Raw genomic sequence first — 20,360 nt, 5'->3', positions numbered from 1 at the left:
ACGATACCGGACGCGCTTTTTCCTGGAATTCGCCTGAATTGGCCAGGAAAACCGCTCAATCCAGCAAGAACACCTGCTGCAGATCGTTCAGGAAGCGCCGCCCCAGCTCCGTCGGCCGGATGATCTTGTGATCGCGGTACAGCAAGCCCTTGGCTTCGGCCTGGTTCAGGGATTTCTCTATCGAGTTGAGCGCCAGCCCTGTACGCTCGCTGAACAGGTTCACCTCGAAACCGTTGTTCAAACGCAGCGCATTGAGCATGAACTCAAAACCCAGGTCGTCGCGGCCGATTTCGGTTTCTTCCTGCACCACATTGCCCAGCCGGCTGTGTTCCAGGTAAGCCTTGGGCTGCTTGTAGCGCATCTGGCGGATCACGCGGTGCGGGAACGACAGCTTGGAGTGGGCGCCGGCGCCGATGCCGAGGTAATCGCCGAACTGCCAGTAGTTCAGGTTGTGGCGCGCCTGGCGGCCAGCCTGGGCGTAGGCCGACACTTCGTAATGTCCGTAGCCGGCGGCGCTGGTGTGGGCGCTGATCATGTCTTGCATTTCGGCGCTGGCGTCGTCGTCGGGCACTGCCGGCGGATACTTGGCGAAGTAGGTGTTCGGTTCCAGCGTCAGGTGGTAGAGCGACAGGTGCGGCGGCGCAAAGCCGATGGCGGTAGCCACGTCCTGCTGCGCCTCTGCCAGCGTTTGCGACGGCAAGGCATACATCAGGTCGAGATTGAAATTATCGAAAGTCGCATGGGCGATCTCGACTGCGCGGCGCGCTTCGCCGTCGTCGTGGATCCGGCCCAGGGCCTGCAAATGGCGGCCGTTGAAGCTCTGGATCCCGATAGACAGGCGGTTGATGCCGCTGTTGCGGTAGGACTTGAATTTTTCCACCTCGAAGGTGCCAGGATTGGCTTCCATCGTGATTTCCGCTGCGCCGTCCAGCGGCAGCAGGGAGCGCACATCCGACATCAGGCGGTCCAGCCCGGCCGCCGACATCAGGCTTGGCGTGCCGCCGCCGATAAAGATCGTATAGATCTTGCGGCCCCAGATCAGCGGCAGCGCCGCTTCCAGGTCGGCGCGCAAGGCCGCCAGGTACTCCTCTTCAGGAAAACCGCCTTTGGCTTCATGCGAATTGAAATCGCAATACGGGCATTTTTTCACGCACCACGGGAAATGGATATACAGAGACAGCGGCGGCAAGGCGCTCAGGCTAAGCGCGCCCGGCTGCAGATACGCCAGCGCCGCCTGGGCCGCTGCCGACGGCTTGTCGCTGGCCTGGCTCTTGGCCTGTCCAGGCATGCCTATGGGTTTGATCGGGATCATCGTAATTTTTCTACCAGCGCGCGCAATGCCTGGCCGCGGTGCGAAACGGCATTTTTTTCGGCGGCGCTGAATTCAGCCGCGGTCTTGCCCTGCTCCGGCAGCAGGAAATACGGGTCGTAGCCGAAACCGCCGGCGCCGCGCGGCTGGTCGACGATGACACCGTTCCAGCGGCCGTCGGCGATCACCGGTTGCGGATCGTCGGCATGGCGCACGAACACCAGCACACAATAATAATAGGCCGATTTGTCGGCATGCGGCGCCAGGTCGGCAACCAGCTTGCGATTGTTTTCCGTGTCCGATTTCGGTTCGCCGGCGTAACGCGCCGACAATACGCCGGGCGCGCCGCCCAAGGCGTTGACGCAGACGCCGGAGTCGTCGGCCAGCGCCGGCAAGCCGGTCAGGCGGGAGGCGTGGCGCGCCTTGGCAAGGGCGTTTTCGACAAAGGTCAGGTACGGCTCTTCCGCTTCCGGAACATCGAATTCGCCTTGCGGACGGACCTCGAAATCGATCTGCGCCAGCAACGAGCTGAATTCTTTCAATTTACCGGCGTTATTGGAGGCCAGGACCAGGGTGCGTGACATGAGCAACTCAAAACAAGATAGGAGAGAGAGCCGGTACTTTAGCACCGGCAGGAATTGACGTCGGACCCGCAGCTAAAACGGATCAGGCGACGCGCTTGCCCAGGATCACCAGGTCGCGCTCGATGCCGTCCAGCGTGGCGACGCGCGGCATGTTGGCCCAACGCTCGAAGCCAAAGGCATCGAACAGCTTCAAGCTAGGCTGGTTGTGACCAAACACGAAACCAAGCAAGGTGTGCACGCCCAGGCTCGGGGCGCGCTCGATCGCCAGCCCCAGCAGATAGCGGCCCATGCCCTTGCCGCGCGCGTCTTCATGGATATAGATCGACAGCTCGGCGGTGCCGGCATAAGCCGGGCGGCCATAGAAATCGGAATACGACAGCCAGCCCAGGATGGCCGGCTGGCCGTCCACGCCCTGCTGTTCCACCACCCACAACGGCCGGCGCTCGGCGTTGTGATGGTCGAACCAGGCCTGGCGCGAGGCGACCGTGACGGGTTCGGTATCGGCGGTGACTTCGCGCGAGGCGACGGTGCTGTTGTAGATAGCAACGATCGCCGGCAAATCCTGCTGGCCGGCGATCCTGAAACTGTAGTTCGTTTGGTTCATCGAGATGTTGCCGGCTGCGCCAGCCTTAATAAGTATGGGTGGGACGCGCTGAGCCCAGCGCCGAGCCGAGCACTTCTTCGATCCGCTTGCGCAGGCGCTGGCCGCTGTCGTCGTCCGGGAAATGCACGCCTACCCCTTGCGCCTTGTTGTTATTGGCGTTCTTGGGCGTGATCCAGGCCACCTTGGCGGCGATCGGGTATTTGGTGCCGTCGTCCATCAGGCTCAGGATCAGGTAGATCTCGTCGCCCAGGTGATAGCTCTTGTTGGTCGGCACAAAGATGCCGCCGTTGGTCAGGAACGGCATGTAGGCCGCATACAAGGCCGATTTTTCCTTGATCACCAGCGACAAGACCGATGGCCGGGATAGTTTGACCGGTTCAGCCGGGATTGTGGTGTTTTCAGCCATCTTCGTCCTATAAGCAAAATTCAAGCAAACATTGCGGCGTAGTCCAGCAGCATGTCTTCAATGAAGAGACGCGCCGACAACGGGTGTTCTGCGATTGCGCGGCGCTCGTTGCTGCTTTTCAGCGCCCGCAGCAAGGCGCCGGTTTCGACTTTGGCGGCCAATCCTGCAAGCGCCTTTTCATAACGAGGATAATACCGGATTGTGCAGCTTAATTTAAAGGAAAACAGATCGTACAGCCAGCGCTGCTGCCAGGCCACCAGCTCGGCGACCGGGGTTTTCTGCAAATGCTCGGCGCATTTCAGCGCGCCGTCTATGCCGGGCCTGGTCAAATGCTGCAAAAACTCATCGATCAGCTCGCGTCCTTCGCTTTGCGACTGCGCATAAGCCGTCAGCGGCGCGCCGCCCTGCTCGGCCAGCCAGACATCGGCATCCTTGACTTCCTGCTGGCGCAGCCAGGCCATGGCCTGTTCGCGCGACGGCAGCGGCATGGCGAATTTGCGACAGCGCGACAAGATGGTCGGCAGCAGCCGGTCCAGGCTGTTCGAACTGAGCAGGAACACCGTATTCGGCGGCGGCTCTTCCAAGGTCTTCAGCAAGGCGTTGGCGGCTGCGGTATTCAGCGCTTCCGCCGGATACAGCAGGACCACCCGCTGCCCCTGCCTGTGGGTGGAAATATTCATGAAGCCGGACAAGGCGCGGATCTGGTCGATCTTGATTTCCTTGGATGGCGCCTTGGCTGACTTGGCGGTCTTTTTACCGTCGCCGGCCTCGCCCTCTGCGCCATCGCCCTCGGCCGCATCCTCGCCGTCCAGGATTTCCGGCCGCACGCGCCGGTAATCCGGGTGGTTGTACTGCACGAACCAGCCGCAGGAGCCGCAGGTTCCGCAAGCATGGCCGTCGGCCTGCGGCTGCTCGCACAGCAGCGACTGCGCGAACTGCTCGGCGAACGCGGTCTTGCCTATGCCTTCGGCGCCATGGAACAGGATCGCGTGCGGCAGGCGTGCGCGCATTTGCTGCAGCTGCCGCCAGACGCCGTCCTGCCACGGAAACAGGGAATTGCTCATTGCTTTCCGCTCTGCTGGCCTGACAGGCTTGCAATGATTTGCGTCAGTTCCTGCTGGACTTCAGCAATCGCCCGGGTCGCATCGATGACGCGGAAACGCTCGGGAAACTGCGCGGCGCGGCGCAGGTATTCGGCGCGCGTGGCAGCGAAGAAAGCGGCTTTTTCCTGTTCGAACTTGTCCAGCGTGCGGGTTGCGTCCAGGCGCGCCCGCGCTACTTCCAGCGGCACGTCGAACAGCAATGTCAGGTCCGGCTGCAAATGCGGGTGCACCCATTGCTCCAGCGCTTCCAGCTTGGCCAGCGGCAATTGCCGGCCGCCGCCCTGGTAGGCGAAGGAGGCGTCGGTGAAGCGGTCTGAAATCACCCAGTCGCCGCGCGCCAGCGCCGGCTCTATCACTTGCGCCAGGTGCTCGCGGCGGGCGGCGAACATCAGCATCGCTTCGGTTTCCAGGTGCATTTTCTGATGCAGCAATACTTCGCGCAACGCCTCGCCCAGCGCCGTGCCGCCCGGCTCGCGGGTGGTGACCACCTGCAGGCCCTGTGCGCGCAGCAGGCCGGCGACAAAACCGATGTGGGTCGACTTGCCGGCGCCGTCTATGCCTTCAAATGTGATGAATTTTGCCATTGCCTTGTCTGTTGGGTTGCCGCTGCTGCGAGCAGCGGCGAATCTTGCCGAATTTTGTCGAATGTTATCGAATATCCCAATTATCGCTGATATTGATTGACCGCCTGGTTATGTTCGCCCAGGTTGTTCGAGAAATGGCTGCTGCCGTCGCCCCTGGCGACAAAATACAGGGCGTCGGTCTGCGCCGGGTGCATCGCCGCGCTGATCGATTCCGCGCCGGGCAAGGCGATCGGCGTCGGCGGCAAGCCGGCGCGGGTGTAGGTGTTGTAAGGCGTATCGGTGGTCAGGTCGCGCTTGCGGATGGCGCCCTGGTATTGCTCGCCCATGCCATAGATCACGGTCGGATCGGTCTGCAGCAGCATGCCGATCTTGAGGCGGTTGATGAATACGCCGGCAATCGTGCTGCGGTCTGCGCGCCTGCCGGTCTCCTTTTCCACGATCGAAGCCATGATCAGGGCTTCATATGGCGTCTTGTAAGGCAGCGAAGCGTCGCGCCCCTCCCAGCTCTGGTTAAGGCGCTTGATCAGCAGGCCGTGCGCCTGCTTGTACACCTGCATGTCGCTCGATCCTTTTGCAAACAGATACGTGTCAGGAAAGAACAATCCTTCCGGCGTGCTGAAGTCGGGCGTGATTTTTGCCAGCAGCTCGGCGTCGGACAGGGTTGCAGTGTCGTGTTTCAGCGCTGGCTGCGCCGCTACCGCCTGGCGCATCTGGCGGAAGGTCCAGCCTTCGATCACGGTCAGCGATTCCTGCGCAAATTCGCCGCGCACCAGCTGCGTTATCAGGCGCAGCGGCGTGGCGCCAGGTTTCAGTTCGTAACTGCCGGCTTTCAGCTTGCCGCCCTTGCCGGTCGCCCTTGCCAGCAATTCCAGCAGCTGGGGATTGACGCCCACCCCGGCTTCGTCAATCTGCTGCGCCGAACTTGCCAGGGTGCTGCCCGGCTTGATGGTGAACGGCCGCACCGGACCGGCTTCGAAAATCGCCTGCTGCGCCCAGTAAGCCACGCCGCCGGCGGCCGCGCCGCCCAGCAAGATCACGCTCAACAATAGTTTTTTAAACAAGACCGGTCCGCTCCGAATGGTTTTCATGCGCCTCGCAAAATTGGCCGACTCCAACGCTTTTTTTGCGACAACTCTATAATCAACCCAATATGATAATCGCTGTTTAGGGAATGCCTACAATTTATGAATGAAATAACAAGCACCTGGCTGGATTTTTCACAGCAGCAAGCATTCGATGCGCTTCCTGCGACGGCTGCTGCCGGCGCCTCCTTCGTGGCGCCGCTGGCCGACCTGGGCCTGATCGCGCTCACCGGCGAAGACGCCGCCAGTTTCCTGCACACCCAGCTGACCAACGATGTCCAGAACCTTGCTGCCGGACAAGCTCGGCTGGCCGGCTATTGCTCGCCGAAAGGACGCTTGCTGGCAACCTTCCTGATGTGGAAGAGCGGCGACAGCATCCTGCTGCAGCTGCCGCGCAGCTTGCAGGCGGCGATCCAGAAGCGCCTGCAGATGTTTGTCATGCGCGCCAAGGCCAAGCTGGCCGACGTGTCCGATGCGCAGGTCATCCTCGGCCTGGCCGGCAATGCCGCCGGCGCCGCGCTGGCGCCCTGGTTCCCGGCCCTGCCGGCCGGACCCTACGCCAAGGTCGACAACGAACACGGCACTTTGATCCGTGTCGCCGATGCAGGTCCTGCGCCGCGTTATCAATGGATCGCCAGCCCGGCGCATGCAATCGCCGCCTGGCCGCAGCTGAGCAAGAGCTTGCAGCCGGTTGCCGCCTCAGCCTGGCGCCTGGGCGACATCCTGGCAGGCGTACCGCAAATCACGTTGCCGACGCAAGAACAGTTTGTGCCGCAAATGATCAATTTTGAAGTAATCGGCGGCGTCAATTTCAAGAAAGGCTGCTATCCGGGACAGGAAATTGTCGCGCGCAGCCAGTACCTGGGCAAGCTCAAGCGCCGTGCGGTGCTGGCCAGCGTCGCCGCGACCGGCATCGCCGCCGGCGCCGAAGTCTTTTCCAGCGCCGATCCGGACCAGCCCTGCGGCATGATCGTCAACGCCGAGGCCGACAGCGCCGGCAGCAGCCGCTGCCTGCTGGAGATCAAGCTGGCCGCGCTGGAAAACGGCACGGTCCACCTGGGTTCGACCGGCGGCGCGCAACTGCAGTTCCAGGCGCTGCCCTATTCCATCGTCGACGTCACTGACGCTGAACTGCCGGCGTAAGCGCATGATGAGCTCCGATCTCTACATCTATTACCGCGTGGCCGCCGGCAATGCCCAGCAGTTCGACCTGGCGGCGGCGAAAATGCAAGCCGGGCTGTCGCTGCAATACCAGGTCGCCACCGCCCTCAAACGCAGTCCCGAAATCAAGGATGAACATCACACCTGGATGGAGGTGTATTCTTCGGTGCCGCCGGATTTTACGAAAATTATCGATCAGGCGGTTGCCGAGCATGGCCTCGCCGCCTTGATCGATGGTCCCCGTCATACTGAATTTTTTGTGAATATTTCATCATGTGCTTGATCGTTTTTGCGTGGCAAGTGATTCCTGGCTCCCCTCTGATAGCCGCCGCCAACCGCGATGAATTCTATGCGCGCCCGACCGCGCCCGCCGGCTGGTGGGAAGACCGGCCCGGCATCTACGCCGGCCGCGACCTGCAGGACGGCGGCACCTGGATCGGCATCACCCGCAGCGGCCGCTTTGCCGCCATTACCAATGTACGGGCGCCGGCGGAACGGCGCACCGATGCGCCCACCCGCGGCACGCTGGTGTCGGATTTCCTCGGCGGCCAGAAGACGGCGGCTGAATACATCGCCGGGATTTCCGGCGATGCGGAAAAATACAACGGCTTCAACCTGCTGGTCGGCGACGGCAAGGAGCTGATCTGGTTTTCGAACAAGCACCAAGAAGACGTCCGCAACGGCCAGCCTCTGCCGGCCGGCATCTACGGCCTGTCGAACGCCTCGCTGGACGGCTGCTGGCCCAAGGTGGTCCGCACCAAGGCGCAGTTCGCCAGCCTGCTGTGCCAGGGAGCGCCCGACGCCTGTTTCTTCGACATGCTGAGCGACACCACCCGTGCCGGAGATTGCCGCTTGCCGTCCACCGGCGTCGGCATCGAGCTGGAGCGTGTGCTGTCGGCGGTATTTATCCAGTCTCCGGACTACGGCACGCGCGCCTCGACCCTGGTCAGGATCAAGGCCAACGGCAGCGCCATGCTGCATGAAAGAGTGGCGCCGCCGTTTTGCCCTTCTTCGCAAATACACACGCATACTTCATCGCCATCTGAATCCCGCTGTTCGCGCTGACATCTCCGGCGGGGCGGCGCGTTGCTAATACAGGAGCAGAACATGTTGTCGCCATCCAGTCCGAATGCATCGCCAGCGGCGCTGGCCCCATCTGATGTCGTACAGCAGCTGTGGCGCACCCTCGGCCAGCCGCAGGGTGCGCTGTCGCAGCTGTCGCTGAGCGGCAGCGACCCGGTGCTGCCATCGTCGTTCGCAGTCGGCACCGCGGCCCAGGCCAGCATTGCGGCGGCGGCCTTGTCGGCGGCGCAGCTGTGGCAATTGCGCAGCCAGCAGCAGCAACAGGTCAGCGTCGACATGCGCCACGCCGCGGCCGAGTTCCGGAGCGAACGCTATTTCCGGGTCAACGATGCCCGCAGCGACGAAATCTGGGACAAGATCGCCGGCACCTATCGCTGCGGCGACGGCAAATGGCTGCGCCTGCACACCAATTTCCCGCATCACCGCGACGGCGTGCTCAGGCTGCTGCAATGCCAGCATACGGTCGAGAGCGTGCAGCAGGCGCTGCAAAGCTGGAGCGCGGAGGATTTCGAGGACGCTGCGGCCGCTACCGGCCTGGTAGTGACCGCCATGCGTTCGTTCGAGGAATGGGACCGCCATCCGCAAGGACAGGCGGTGCAGGCGCTGCCGCTGCTGACCATAGAAAAGATCGGCGATGCGCCGCCGCGCGCGCTGCCGGCGCCGGTCGCGCAGCGGCCGCTGGACGGCGTGCGCGTGCTCGACCTGACCCGCATCATCGCCGGACCGGTCTGCGGCCGCACGCTGGCCGCGCATGGCGCCGACGTCATGCTGGTGACGGCGCCGCAGCTGCCGGCGATCGGCCCGCTGGTGATCGATACCGGACGCGGCAAACGTTCATGCCAGCTCGACTTGCGCCAGGCCGACGATCATCGCATCTTGAGCCGCCTGCTGCATGACACCGATATTTTCGTGCAAGGCTACCGTCCGGGCGGCCTTGAGGCCTTGGGTTTTGGCCCCGAAGCGGCGGCAAAAAAACGTCCCGGCATTGTCTATGTATCGCTGTCGGCGTATGGCCATGCCGGACCGTGGGCCGAGCGCCGCGGTTTCGATTCGCTGGTGCAGACTGCCAGCGGTTTCAACCACGCCGAAGCGCAGGCCGCGCACAGCGACAAACCGAAACCGCTGCCGATGCAGGTGCTGGACCATGCCGCCGGCTATCTGATGGCAGCCGGCGCCATCACGGCGCTGGCGCGCCGCGTCGCCGAGGGCGGCAGCTGGCATGTGCGGGTATCGCTGGCGCAGACCGGCCATTGGCTGCGCCAGCTTGGCCGGATCGAGAATGGGCTGGCGACGGCTGACATCGAATTCGAGCAGATCCAGGATCTGCTCGAGCACAGCGCCTCCGGCTTTGGCCGCCTGAGCGCCGTGAGCCATGCAGGAAAGCTGTCGCTGACGCCAGCGCACTGGAGCCGGCCATCCGTGCCTTTGGGCAGCGACGCGCCGAGCTGGTGATGGTTCAGCTAAATACGTGGCGCATGCAGATGTGCGCAATCCCGGCTTCGTAATATTCCTCGCCGTCGCGGCTGAACCCGTAGCGTCCGTAAAACGCTTCGGCCTGGGTCTGGGCATTCAGCACCACCTCGGCATCGCCGCGCTGCCGCGCCTGCGCCATCAAGGCTTTCAAGATAGCGGCGCCTACCCCCTTGCCGCGCCCGGCTGCACGCACCGCCATGCGGCCGATGTGGCCGTCCGGCAGCAGGCGGCCGGTGCCGATGGCATGGCCGGCGGCGTCATAGGCGACGGCATGCAGGCAGTGTTCGTCCATCTCGTCCCACTCCAGCTCGACCGGGATTTTCTGTTCAATCACGAAGACGTCGAAACGCACTGCGCGGGCGTCGGCTTTCTGCGCCGCCCAGACATCCACTGTCAGATGAATTTTCATGTCTTTATTGTTCATGCCTGCCTCAGCCCGCCTTGATTTTCAGTGCAGCGCGATGGTGCCTGAGATATTTGAATGTGCCCATCGCCTTCGCCACCAGGTGCTCGCCGTGCCACAGCTCGGCGTCGCAAAAACACATGGTGGTGGAACGATGAAAGGCGCGGCCTTTAGCGACTATACGCGCGCCGGTTTGCCCGGCTGGCTGCAGGAAGCTGGTTTTCATTTCCACCGTGACCGCCGCTTCAGCCTGCGGATAGAGCGACCGGCCGGCCAGGGCCATGACCACGTCCAGCATGGTCATCGACACGCCGCCGTGGGTCACTTGCCAGCTGTTCATGTGATGCGGCTGCAAGGTCAAAGCCAGTTCGGCCGCGCCCTCGCCCATCGCCACGAACTCGACGCCGAGGTAAGTCAGGAAGGGATTATCGACAGGAAAAACATGGGAAGGAAACATGGCCGCCGTTCAGCTCAGGTAATCCATGCATTGGCGCGCTTCCCGCACTGCGCCGACAAAAGGCTTGATCGCCACGTGGGCCGGATGGTTCTGGTAAGCCTCCAGTGCCGCCGCCGAGGCGAACTCGGCATTGAGCACGACGTCGTAAGTCGCCTCCAGTCCGGGCTGGGCGATTGCAGCTTCGAACTTGAGCATGCCTGGCACGATGCCGGCGCAGCTGTCCAGCAAGGCTTTCAGCTGCAAGGCGTTGCTGGCCTTGTCGGCGCCTTCGGCATGCTCTTTCAATTTCCAGAATACGATGTGTTTCAGTGTCGCGCTCATGATGTTCTTTGTCCGGTAATGAGTAAATGGCGCAATCCCGGCGCCAGCCGCTATTTTACCTGCACGGCCGCCCGGCAAGCCTATTCGCTCAGCAGCTTGTAGGCGATGAACCACATCGTGACGCCGACGACGACTTCCAGCACACGCCACGACATCGGCCGGGCGAAGATCGGCCGGAGCCAGGCGGCGGCATACCCCAGCGAGAAAAAGAAGACAAACGACGACAGCATCGCGCCCGCGGCGAACAAGCCTTTTTGCCCGGGAAACTGGGTCGAGATCGAGCCGATCAGCAGCACCGTATCCAAGTAGACGTGCGGATTGAGCCAGGTCAGCGCAGCGCAGGTCAGCAAGGTCGGCAGCAGCGCTCCTTTCACATGCGCGGCTTGCAGCAGCACGTCCGACGAGCGCCAGGCGGCGATGAAGCTCCTGGCGCCGTACGCCAGCAGGAAAGCCGCGCCGCCGTAGCGCATGACGGGCATCAGCCATGGCGCCTGCTCGATGATGATGCCCAGGCCCATCACGCCCAGCAATATCAAGACGGCGTCGGAAGCCGCGCAAGTCAGGCAGACCAGGAAAACATGTTCGCGCTTGAGTCCCTGTTTGAGGACAAAGGCATTTTGTGCGCCGATGGCGAGGATAAGCGAAAGACCGAGGGAAAAACCGGAAATTGCAGCGTTCATAGATGCTTCATGAAAATTGTAATCATAACATCGGCATCTTGCTGCTCAATGCAAACCCGAGGGCGGAAAGCCGTCTCCTGCTTCAGCCCATGATGGCCGGCCGTCGACCCGCCGGCTCGCGACGAAACGCGCCAGCGCCGGATCGGTGATGAAGCTGGCGGCGGAGCTCGCTTCCAGTATCGCTTGCGGCGACTGCGGCTTGGCCACGATGTAACCTTGCACATAGTCGACGCCCAGTTTCGCCAGCGCTTCGATCATGGCGCAGTCCTCCACCCATTCGGCGATGCTCTTCATGCCCAGGTTGCGCGCCAGCTCAACGATGGCTTCAACGATCGCCTCGTTGGCGGGATGCTGGTTCATGCTTTGGATGAAGGCGCCGTCTATTTTCAAGGCATCGGCCGACAAGCTCTTCAGGTAGGTAAACGAGGTATAGCCGGCGCCGAAATCGTCCAGCGCGATCTTGGCGCCCAACGCCTGCAAGCGCTGGATGATACGGCTGGTATGCTCCAGGTCGTGCAGCGCCACGCTTTCCGTGATTTCGATGCATAACATCGGCACCACTTGCGGATGCCGGCCGAGGATCACGAAAATATCCTGGATGAATTTTTCGTCGTTGAGCGAGGCTCCGCTCAAATTCACGCAAACGAATTTTGTCAGCGGCAGTTGCGCCTGGTGCTGCGCCAGCCACTCCAGCACCGTGCTCATGACCCAGCGGTCGATCACGGCGATGTTGCCGTTTTCTTCCGCCGCCGCAATCACCTTGGTGGCCGGCACTATCTTGTTGTCGGCGTCGCGCAGCCGCAGCAACACTTCAAAATTGAGCGAGGCTTCCGGTTCACGCAGCGACATGATCGGCTGCATCTCGACAAACAGGCCGGCCGGCAGGAATTCGCCGCCCAGCCTTTCGATCAGGCTCAGTTCTTCCAGCCGCTCGCGGAACACCGGCGCATTTTTCTGGTACACCACGATATGTTCGTTATGGGCCCGCTTGGCTTCGCGGCAGGCGCGGTCGGCTGCGGAGATGGCGTCCTGCACGCGCATGCCGGCATCGACTTCAATCAGCCCTATCGAACCCTTTACCTGGAATGCGCGGGCGCCGATGTTATACGACTGATAGCTGATTTTCTGGATGATCTTGCTGCAGATGGCGGTTGCCGCGCCGATCTCGACACCCTGGAACAGGATGATGAATTCGTCGCCGCCGATGCGGCCGATATGGCAATCGCCGTCCAGCAGCTGCTGCACCCGGAAACATAGCTGCTTCAGCACTTCGTCGCCGGACTGGTGGCCGAACAGGTCGTTGATCAGCTTGAAGCGGTCAAGGTCAAGATAAGCCAAGGCCAGAGGCCTGTCGCCGGCCTGGCGCTCGATCGCCTGCTCCAGCATGATTTCGATGCCGCGCCGGTTGAGGACGCCGGTCAGCGGATCATGCTCGGCAAAAAACCGCAAGCGCTCGACCGCCTGGGAGCGGTCGGTAATATCCTGCAGCGATCCTTCGATGCGGCCGTTGGCGAAAGTGGCTGTCACCAGGTAAAAACTGCGGCGGCCGCTGGCGTCGGCGACGCCGCGCAACTCCGCCTCGTTGCCGCCGCTGCCGGAACCGATACGCAGCAATTTTTCGCGCGCGCCGACTTCGAAATAATCATCGAATTTTTTTACCGATTCGGCACCGGGATCGTGGCCCAGGATTTTTTCGAGGGCGGGATTGGTGCGCACGAAACTGCCATCGGCGGCCAGGGTAAACAAGCCGACCGGCGTGACGTCATAAGTGGTCCGCAATTCGGCCTGGACCATTGCCAGTTCGCGCTTGCCGGCGCGCATCTGTTCGGCGAAGGCAAACGACGCCATCAAGCTCGACAGCAAAGCCACGATCACATTATTCGGCACTTCATCCAGCGTCTTGATGCCGAACGCAGCGGCAACCACCTCGTCGACCCGCGTAAACAGCACCACGAACATCGACGCGCAATACCAGAGCGCCGCCCGGGTACGCGCCTTCCAGACGATGCGCGCCAGCAGGAACACCAGGATAACGATGCCAACCACGGTCCAGAACCACAAGACCGGAAGAAAGCGCTGGTACGACAGCAGCATGGCGGCGACCAGCAGGGCCAGCCCCATCCAGCGCAACACGTTTTGCAGGAAAACATAGCCGATCTGCTTCAGTTCATTCTGGAACAGACGGCCGAACAAGGTGAACGTGACGATGTAGTAGGTGGCGAACGTGAGCTTGCGCACCCATGGCAGCCATTGGTTAGGAATGGTCCATATCAGCCAGTGCACATCCCAGCCCATGGCATTGGCGCCAAGGCGCAGATTCCCCAGCAGCCAGACCGCGAACAATACGTACATCCATTCGCGGTTGATCAGCGCCGCCACCAGCACGAACAGGGTCAATGTCAGCAGCCCGCCTTCCATCAGGCCTATGCCGCGATAAAATTCCTTCTGCGACTGCACGAAATCGGGACGTGTCCATTGCCGCACCGTGATGCGCGCCGGACCGGAAAATACTCCCTTGCACAGCACGTTGAGCGGCAGCGCGGCGGACGCCAGCGACAAGACGAATCCGGTTTTTTCGGCTTTTATCTGGCCGTCTACCCGGTCGCGGTTAGCAGTCCCGAGCAAACGCTCGCCGGCTCCGGCCCAGCAGCTGACCTGCTGGGCATGGCGCGAAGGCAGCTCAACCTCGGTCAGCCCCGGATCCGCGGCTGCCGGCACCAAAAATGAAAACCAGAACGGCGTCTCTTGCAACTGTGTATTGCTGTAGGCCAGCAACGGCGTTGCCGCCAGCGCCTGGAATGCCTGCGCCGGCTGCAAGCGCTGCCCGGGATCGCTCAATACATGGAATGGCGACGGGCTCGGATCGCTATGACCGAAGCGACTGTTAAGCGTAGCAAAGGCGATGATCGTCAACACGATAACCAGCACAGGCACCAATACGACCGAAAAATAAAACACTGCCCAGTCTTGAGGCTTCAGGTTTTGATTAAAGCTTTTCGACGTATCGGCATGGAATAGCCACATAGACATCGTATCCGTAGAGTGAGAGGGTTCTACTGTACTGTAAAAAAAGACACAATATTCCTTTTAAACAAACAATAATACCCTCTCAATATCAAGTTGCATCAACACCAGATTAAACGCCTATTTCGGCAGGGCCGTCCGCTCTTTCGCCAAGCTGTCGGGAGATGTGAACTGATCCGCCAGCACATTGGGGGGCTGCTCGAGAATCAGGTCAGGGTGCTGCATCTCAAACACCAGCCCAAACAGAGGGTGCTTGGCGGCAGCCCAACGTTCACGGGCAGTAGCGACCTCGAACGCCATGACACGGTGCGGCAAATTGCCGACATGGAGCATCGGGATGAATTCAGGTCCCGCGAAGACATCCTGGAACAACAAGGCGTCATATTGCCGGTCCAAAGGAGAGCGTGCAGTAATCACCATCCAGTCGATGGCATTCTCGACGCAATATAAAAAATAAGCCTTGAACAGCAATGTCTTGACGATCTTGCCGATCTGGCTGGAAGTTACGCCTAGCCGCGTCGCCTCCGCCAGGCTGCGGCCTTGCAGCCAATCCGGCAAAGTCACCGACTGCTCCAGCCCCAGCGGCCGGAAATGATTGGTCTGAATACGCATGGTACCCAAGGACGAGCCGTCCAGCTTCGATTCCGCCAGCAGCACGATGGTATCCTGCGCAAGATCGGCCTGCTCGAACCGGAGCAGGTTTTGCGCCAGCTCAGGCAGGTGCCGGCTGTATGCTGCATAGCGAATCCCCACGGCCTTCTGCAAAGCCTGCTCGTCGCTGACGATCCTGATGGTAAACGGCAGCCGCTCCTCAGGCAGTGCGGCTGTCGGTACGGACGACGGGATGAATTTCCCTCTTGCGGGGCCGCTGGAGGTGCTGATTGTGTGGTCTTGTTTCATTTGAATGCTCCGAAGTGAACAACATGGTTGACCGCTTTATGCATGAGCTGCATCACGGTATTGCCAGATTCTCACGTTCGGAACACTGTAGAAAACTAAACCCTGGTCACAAGTCCGCCTTTGTGCTTATTTGATGATAATCAATCGTTGTTAAGCAGTTTATTGCAACAAATAATTTCCAAAAATCAACAAACAAGAACAGATCAGTGCTGCCCACCACCCAGGTACGCTGCCTTCACCGCAGGATCGTTTTTCAGCTTCTGCGCCGGCCCGTGCACTGAAATCCGCCCATTCTCCAGCACATAACCGTAATCGGCGACATTCAGCGCCGCGGCGGCAAACTGCTCGACCAGCAGCATCGTCACGCCCTGCTCCTTGAGCCGGGAAATGATGCGGAACACTTCTTCCACCAGGATCGGCGCCAGCCCCATCGAGGGCTCGTCCAGCAGGATCACTTCCGGATTGAGCATGACCGCGCGCGCCATCGCCAGCATCTGCTGCTCGCCGCCGGACAAGGTGCCGGCCAGCTGGCCCTGGCGTTCTTTCAGGCGTGGAAACAGTTCCAGCGCCTGCTCCAGGTCGTGCTTGATGTCGCCGCGCGGACGCAAGCGGGTGAACCGCGGGAATGCGCCCAGCAGCAGGTTATCGACCACGCTCATGGTGGCGAACACGCGGCGCCCTTCCGGCGAATGCGCCAGGCCGGCACGCGCTATCTTGTGCGAAGGCAGGCCGGTAACGTCGACCCCGGCCAGGGTGACGTTGCCGGACTTGGCCTTGATCATGCCTGAGATGGCGCGCATGGTGGTGGTCTTGCCGGCGCCGTTGGAGCCGATCAGCGTCACTACCTTGCCTTTCGGCACCTCCAGCGAAATGCCGTGCAATACCTCAACCTTGCCATACGCTGCATGCAAATTGGAAATCGTGAGCATCTTATGACCCCGCTGCGTTGGAAGTGGACGGCGCGCTGCCGGCATCGTCAGCGGCTTCGCCGGCGGTGCCGCCGAGATAGGCTTCAATCACCTTGGGATCGCTTTGCACCGAAGCCGGCTTGCCTTCGGCGATTTTCTGGCCGAAGTCCAGCACCGTCACGGTATCGGAAATCGACATGACGACATCCATGTGATGTTCGATCAGGATGATCGTGATACCGTGCTGCCGGATCTTGTGGATGATCGCGATCAGTTCCTTGATGTCGGGCGCGGTCAATCCCGCCGCCGGCTCGTCCAGCAGCAGCAGTTCCGGATTCAGCCCGAGCGCGCGGCCGATCTCCAGCAGGCGCTGCTTGCCGTAGGGCAGGTTGCGCGCCTCTTCGGCCGCCAGGCCGCTCAGCCCGACGAACTGCAGGATGCCGGCGGCACGCTGGCGCGCCGCCAGTTCCTCGCGCCGGTACCGCGGGGTATGGAAGATCACGTCCAGCACATTGCTGCGGAAGGTGTGGTGCAGGCCGACCAGCACGTTTTCAGTAGCGGTCATTTCACCGAACAGCTGCACGTTCTGGAAAGTGCGGGCAACGCCACCCAGCGCTATGGCCGCCGGCGTCGAACCGGAAATGGTCTTGCCGTTGAATTCGACCTTGCCGGCCGTCGGCTTGTAGATGCCGGTCAGCACATTCATCATGGTGCTCTTGCCCGAACCGTTCGGCCCGATCAAGCCATGCACGCTGCCTTTGACGATATCGAGGTTGACATCGTTGAGCGCCTTGAGGCCGCCGAACTGCATCAATATTTGCTGGCCGCTCAGCAAGGTAGCGCCGGCTGCAACGCTGCCGCCGGCCGAAGCCCACTCCTGCTCGGGACTGGCGGCCACGCTGGCCGGCTCGCCGCGGGACGGTATCCTCTGGCCCAGCAAGCTGCGGGCAAAACCGACGATGCCGTCCTGCAGGTAATACACGACAAACAGCGTCATCAGTCCGAACACCGTCAAACGCCAGTCGGTGATGTTTTCCAGCTTATAGGAAAACACCGCCATGCCGACCGTCGCCACCACCGGCACCGCCACTTCGCGCAAGGTCTTGCGCTTTTTCCAGAGCAGGAAAGCGGTCGCCAGCACTGCGATCACGGCAGCAGCCGTGGCGATCTGGCGGAACAGTTCGATATCCGCCAGCAGGCTCGGCAGCATGACCACGATCAAGGCCCCGATCAACGAGCCGGTGCGGCTCTTGCGACCGCCCATGATGACCGCCAGCAGGAACAGGATGGTCAGCTCGAAGTTATAGGTATTCGGCGAAATGTATTCCTCCGAATACGCATACAGGCTGCCCGCCAGGCCCGCCAGCGCAGCGCTGATCACAAACGCGTACACTTTGTAGCGATACACCGAAACCCCCATGCAATCGGAAGCGATCGGACTGTCGCGCAGCGCCTGGAAGGCGCGCCCCAGGTGCGACTTGAGGATCCGGTGCACGACGATCAGCGCCAACACCATCAGCGCCGCCACCAGGTAAAAATACTCCACCTCGTCGAGGCGATGGCCGAAGAAGCTCGGCTTGTTCAGCTTGATCCCCATCGGCCCTTCCGTCAGGAAGCTCATCTCATTGATCAGTATCTGGATGATGGTGCCGAACGCCAGCGTGACCATGGCCAGGTAAGGCCCCGTCACCCGCAGCGCGGGCAGCGCCAGGACGGCGCCGAAGATGGCGGTCACCGCCAGGCTGGCCGGGGCTGCAACCAGGAACGGCCAGCCGAGCTTGAACACCAGCACGCCGGTCGTGTAGGAACCGATGCCGAACAGGCCGGCATGTCCCAGCGAAACCTGGCCGGTGTAGCCGACCACGATGTCCAGCCCGAACAGCAGGATGGCGTAGATCAGGATGGTTTCAGCCAGGTGGATGTAATACGGATTCGGAAAAACCTGGGGAAACGCCAGCAGCACCAGGATGCCGGCGATAGCCAGTGCAAATATTTTTTTATTCATATTCACACCTTCTTGATGGCGGTCTTGCCGAACAGGCCGGCCGGCTTGACAGCCAGCACCAGCAGCAGCAACAGCAGCCCCGGCACTTCCTTGTAGCCGGTGGAGATATAGAATCCGGTCAGCGTCTCGGCGATGCCCAGGATCAGGCCGCCGACGACCGCCCCCATGCCCGAAGTCAGGCCGCCGATGATCGCCACCGCAAAAGCCTTCAGGCCGAGCGCCGCACCCATCGTGGCGCCGGTCAAGGTCAGCGGCGCCACCAGCACGCCGGCAAACGCTGCCGTGGCCGACGACAATGCGTAGGAAAATGTAATCACCATGCTGGTGTTGATGCCCATCAGGCCGGCCGCATCGCGGTCGTTGGAGGTCGCCACCACCGCCTTGCCGTAAATCGATTTGCGGTTGAAGAACTCGACCGCCAGCATCATCGCCAGCGCGCCCAGCACCACCACCACCTGCATCGGCTGGACGTTGGCGCCGAATACCTGGAACGGCGTCGACGACAAGGGCGACGGGAAAGTCAGGTCGTCCTTGCCCCAGATGTTTTCAGCGACGTTCTTGAAGATGATCGCCAGCGCGATGGTCGACATGATCCAGCCGAATTCCGATTTGATCTTGAGCGCCGGGCGCACCCCTATCCATTCGACCACCACGCCTTGCAGCGCGCCGAACACGATCACCACCGGGATCATCAGCCAGTAGTTCAGGTAAGGGCCGCCATGGATATTGCCGACCAGGCTGAGGCCTACCAGCGCGCCCAGCATGAGCGCTTCGCCCTGGCCGAAGTTGAGGGTGCCGGAAGTGGCGAACGTGAGTTGATAACCGAAAGCGATCACCGCGTAGATCATGCCTAGCGCGATGCCGCTGAAGACGAGTTGCAGCAGAATTTCCATGATATGGACCCAAGAGACAAATGGCAAAGTAACGCTGCCGTTTGACGAAACAAATCCAGCCTGTAGACCTGCTCAGGCTGGACCGATGTCGCTTAAACGGATGTGTCGCCGGAACGCGGCAGTGCTGCGCTCCGGCTTCCTATCACTTGGCCAATACCACCCGGCCATTCTTGACTTCGCCGATCACCACCATATTTGGCTTGATCGCTTCATGGTCGTCGTGGCTATACGGCTTGGTGTAGTTGGTGACCACGCCTTCCACGGTGCCGTTCAGGTTTTCCAGCGCTTCACGCACCTTGACGCCGTCGGTGCTGCCAGCCTGCTTGATTGCCGCCGCCAGCAGGTAGAGCGAGTCATAGCCTTGCGCAGCTGACACAGGGGACGGCATGCGGTCGATCTTGTAGGTTTTCTGATAGGCTTCGATGAAGGCTTTGCGCTTGGCTGTACTGCCATCCTGGATGAAGGTTTGCGGCATGCGCGCGCCGTCGCCGTTCTTGCCGGCGTTGTCGATGAAATTCCCCATCGACAAGGTCCAGCTGCCGATGAGGGGCACTTTCCAGTTGAGCTTTTCCATGCCGTTGGCGATCTGCGCCAGCTCCGGGCCGATGCCGTAAGTCAGCACCACCTCGGCGCCGCCCTGCTTGGCCTTCAGCAGCTGCGCCGTCATGTCCACATCTTTCAGGTTGTATTTTTCAACGGCGACCGGTTTGATGCCCTTGGCGGCCAAGGCGCGTTCCAGGTCTTCACGGCCGAGCTGGCCGTAATTGGTGGAGTCCGCCAGGATTGCCACCTTGGTGTGTTTTTGACGCACTACGGCTTCGTCGACGATCATCGCCGACTGGATGGTGTCGTTGGCCGAGGTGCGGAATATGTAGTTATCTTTCTGTTCCGGCGCCACGAACTGCTTGGTGATGATGCTGCCGGTGGCGACGTTGTTTATGACCGGGATCTTGGCTTCCTGGTAGAAGCGCTGCGACGCCAGGGCGACGCCGGTGTTGATGAAGCCGACCGTGCCGACCACTTTTTCCTTGTTGATCAGTTCCTGGGCGACCTGGACTCCGCGTTCATTCTTGGCTTCATCGTCGCGCTCGACCAGCTGCAGCTGCCGTCCCAGCACGCCGCCCTTGGCGTTGATGTCCGCCACCGCCAGCTTGACGCCGTCGCGCATCGATACGCCCATCGGCGCGGAGCCGCCGGTAAATGGTCCCGTGACGCCGATCTTGATCGGCTCTGCCGCTCCTGCCGCCAGCGACCAGCTGACCAATGCCGCTGCCACACATGTTTTGATTATTGTATTCATGTCGTCTCCTCCGTGTTTTTATATTGATGGGCACCGGCATGGACGCCAATGCGCTGTCTTAAGTAAAAGGTGATCCAGCA

General features: G+C 61.4%; 21 protein-coding genes. 4 read left to right on the top strand and 17 right to left on the bottom strand.

The features are described from left to right. Positions 1 to 55: 55 nt before the first annotated feature. From hemW to mltG, 7 genes are all read right to left on the bottom strand, one after another. Entirely contained in the window at positions 56 to 1,312 is a 1,257-nt protein-coding gene (gene hemW, locus AC07RZ_RS02370; protein WP_494666739.1) for a radical SAM family heme chaperone HemW, read from the bottom strand. Then, the gene (gene rdgB / locus AC07RZ_RS02365) at positions 1,309 to 1,893 is read right to left on the bottom strand and encodes an RdgB/HAM1 family non-canonical purine NTP pyrophosphatase (RefSeq protein ID WP_144736311.1); all 585 of its coding nucleotides are present in this window, start codon (positions 1,891 to 1,893) and stop codon (positions 1,309 to 1,311) included. The genes hemW and rdgB overlap by 4 nt, the downstream gene beginning before the upstream one ends. A gap of 82 nt (positions 1,894 to 1,975) precedes the next feature. Continuing rightward, a complete protein-coding gene (locus AC07RZ_RS02360) occupies positions 1,976 to 2,497 on the bottom strand; it encodes a GNAT family N-acetyltransferase (protein ID WP_494666738.1) in 522 nt (173 codons plus the stop codon). A gap of 25 nt (positions 2,498 to 2,522) precedes the next feature. After that, entirely contained in the window at positions 2,523 to 2,903 is a 381-nt protein-coding gene (locus AC07RZ_RS02355) for a PilZ domain-containing protein (protein ID WP_041743208.1), read from the bottom strand. 20 nt (positions 2,904 to 2,923) lie between these two features. Further along, complete coding sequence (locus AC07RZ_RS02350; RefSeq protein ID WP_494666737.1) at positions 2,924 to 3,967, bottom strand: DNA polymerase III subunit delta'; 1,044 nt, start codon at positions 3,965 to 3,967, stop codon at positions 2,924 to 2,926. Continuing rightward, on the bottom strand, positions 3,964 to 4,590 hold the full coding sequence (gene tmk, locus AC07RZ_RS02345; protein ID WP_494666736.1) for a dTMP kinase: 627 nt from the start codon (positions 4,588 to 4,590) through the stop codon (positions 3,964 to 3,966). Before tmk ends, AC07RZ_RS02350 begins: the two co-directional genes overlap by 4 nt. Before the next feature lie 80 nt (positions 4,591 to 4,670). Next, positions 4,671 to 5,678 (bottom strand): endolytic transglycosylase MltG, encoded by a 1,008-nt coding sequence (mltG, locus tag AC07RZ_RS02340; RefSeq protein WP_494666735.1) that lies wholly within the window; start codon positions 5,676 to 5,678, stop codon positions 4,671 to 4,673. A 96-nt stretch (positions 5,679 to 5,774) separates the two neighbouring features. Between mltG and ygfZ the strand changes: the two genes are divergently transcribed. From ygfZ to AC07RZ_RS02320, 4 genes are read left to right on the top strand one after another with little or no spacing between them, the layout of a single operon-like run. Beyond that, positions 5,775 to 6,815 carry a CAF17-like 4Fe-4S cluster assembly/insertion protein YgfZ gene (ygfZ, locus tag AC07RZ_RS02335; RefSeq protein WP_494666734.1) on the top strand — a complete coding sequence of 347 codons (1,041 nt, stop codon included), beginning with the start codon at positions 5,775 to 5,777 and terminating at the stop codon, positions 6,813 to 6,815. Positions 6,816 to 6,819: 4 nt separating this feature from the next. Next, complete coding sequence (locus AC07RZ_RS02330) at positions 6,820 to 7,116, top strand: DUF4936 family protein (protein WP_494666733.1); 297 nt, start codon at positions 6,820 to 6,822, stop codon at positions 7,114 to 7,116. Beyond that, the gene (locus tag AC07RZ_RS02325; protein WP_342827969.1) at positions 7,107 to 7,898 is read left to right on the top strand and encodes an NRDE family protein; all 792 of its coding nucleotides are present in this window, start codon (positions 7,107 to 7,109) and stop codon (positions 7,896 to 7,898) included. The genes AC07RZ_RS02330 and AC07RZ_RS02325 overlap by 10 nt, the downstream gene beginning before the upstream one ends. Positions 7,899 to 7,940: 42 nt before the next feature. Then, positions 7,941 to 9,368 (top strand): CoA transferase, encoded by a 1,428-nt coding sequence (locus AC07RZ_RS02320; RefSeq protein WP_494666732.1) that lies wholly within the window; start codon positions 7,941 to 7,943, stop codon positions 9,366 to 9,368. A 4-nt stretch (positions 9,369 to 9,372) separates the two neighbouring features. On the opposite strand, the gene AC07RZ_RS02315 is transcribed toward AC07RZ_RS02320, so the two are convergent. From AC07RZ_RS02315 to AC07RZ_RS02270, 10 genes are all read right to left on the bottom strand, one after another. Further along, on the bottom strand, positions 9,373 to 9,798 hold the full coding sequence (locus AC07RZ_RS02315) for a GNAT family N-acetyltransferase (RefSeq protein WP_494666782.1): 426 nt from the start codon (positions 9,796 to 9,798) through the stop codon (positions 9,373 to 9,375). Between the two features lie 22 nt (positions 9,799 to 9,820). Further along, positions 9,821 to 10,249, bottom strand: coding sequence for a PaaI family thioesterase (locus AC07RZ_RS02310; RefSeq protein WP_144736293.1), 429 nt, complete (start codon positions 10,247 to 10,249; stop codon positions 9,821 to 9,823). Between the two features lie 9 nt (positions 10,250 to 10,258). Next, positions 10,259 to 10,570: a Dabb family protein gene (locus AC07RZ_RS02305; RefSeq protein ID WP_144736291.1), complete on the bottom strand. Its 312-nt coding sequence runs from the start codon at positions 10,568 to 10,570 to the stop codon at positions 10,259 to 10,261. A gap of 80 nt (positions 10,571 to 10,650) precedes the next feature. Beyond that, positions 10,651 to 11,250 carry a LysE/ArgO family amino acid transporter gene (locus AC07RZ_RS02300; protein ID WP_494666731.1) on the bottom strand — a complete coding sequence of 200 codons (600 nt, stop codon included), beginning with the start codon at positions 11,248 to 11,250 and terminating at the stop codon, positions 10,651 to 10,653. Positions 11,251 to 11,295: 45 nt separating this feature from the next. Next, on the bottom strand, positions 11,296 to 14,280 hold the full coding sequence (locus AC07RZ_RS02295; protein ID WP_494666730.1) for a putative bifunctional diguanylate cyclase/phosphodiesterase: 2,985 nt from the start codon (positions 14,278 to 14,280) through the stop codon (positions 11,296 to 11,298). Positions 14,281 to 14,394: 114 nt separating this feature from the next. Beyond that, positions 14,395 to 15,174: an N-acyl amino acid synthase FeeM domain-containing protein gene (locus tag AC07RZ_RS02290; RefSeq protein ID WP_494666729.1), complete on the bottom strand. Its 780-nt coding sequence runs from the start codon at positions 15,172 to 15,174 to the stop codon at positions 14,395 to 14,397. Positions 15,175 to 15,377: 203 nt separating this feature from the next. Next, positions 15,378 to 16,103 carry an ABC transporter ATP-binding protein gene (locus AC07RZ_RS02285; RefSeq protein ID WP_092392204.1) on the bottom strand — a complete coding sequence of 242 codons (726 nt, stop codon included), beginning with the start codon at positions 16,101 to 16,103 and terminating at the stop codon, positions 15,378 to 15,380. A 1-nt stretch (position 16,104) separates the two neighbouring features. After that, positions 16,105 to 18,087, bottom strand: a complete 1,983-nt coding sequence (locus AC07RZ_RS02280) for a branched-chain amino acid ABC transporter ATP-binding protein/permease (protein ID WP_494666728.1) — start codon at positions 18,085 to 18,087, stop codon at positions 16,105 to 16,107. A gap of 2 nt (positions 18,088 to 18,089) precedes the next feature. After that, positions 18,090 to 18,980 carry a branched-chain amino acid ABC transporter permease gene (locus AC07RZ_RS02275; protein ID WP_092392200.1) on the bottom strand — a complete coding sequence of 297 codons (891 nt, stop codon included), beginning with the start codon at positions 18,978 to 18,980 and terminating at the stop codon, positions 18,090 to 18,092. 142 nt (positions 18,981 to 19,122) lie between these two features. Continuing rightward, positions 19,123 to 20,280 (bottom strand): ABC transporter substrate-binding protein, encoded by a 1,158-nt coding sequence (locus AC07RZ_RS02270; RefSeq protein WP_494666727.1) that lies wholly within the window; start codon positions 20,278 to 20,280, stop codon positions 19,123 to 19,125. Between the last annotated feature and the right edge of the window lie 80 nt (positions 20,281 to 20,360).

Source organism: Collimonas sp. GW821-FHT07E08, from assembly GCF_059418905.1.
Note: the sequence above shows the minus strand (reverse complement) of the source record. Positions and strands in the feature narration are given on the sequence as shown.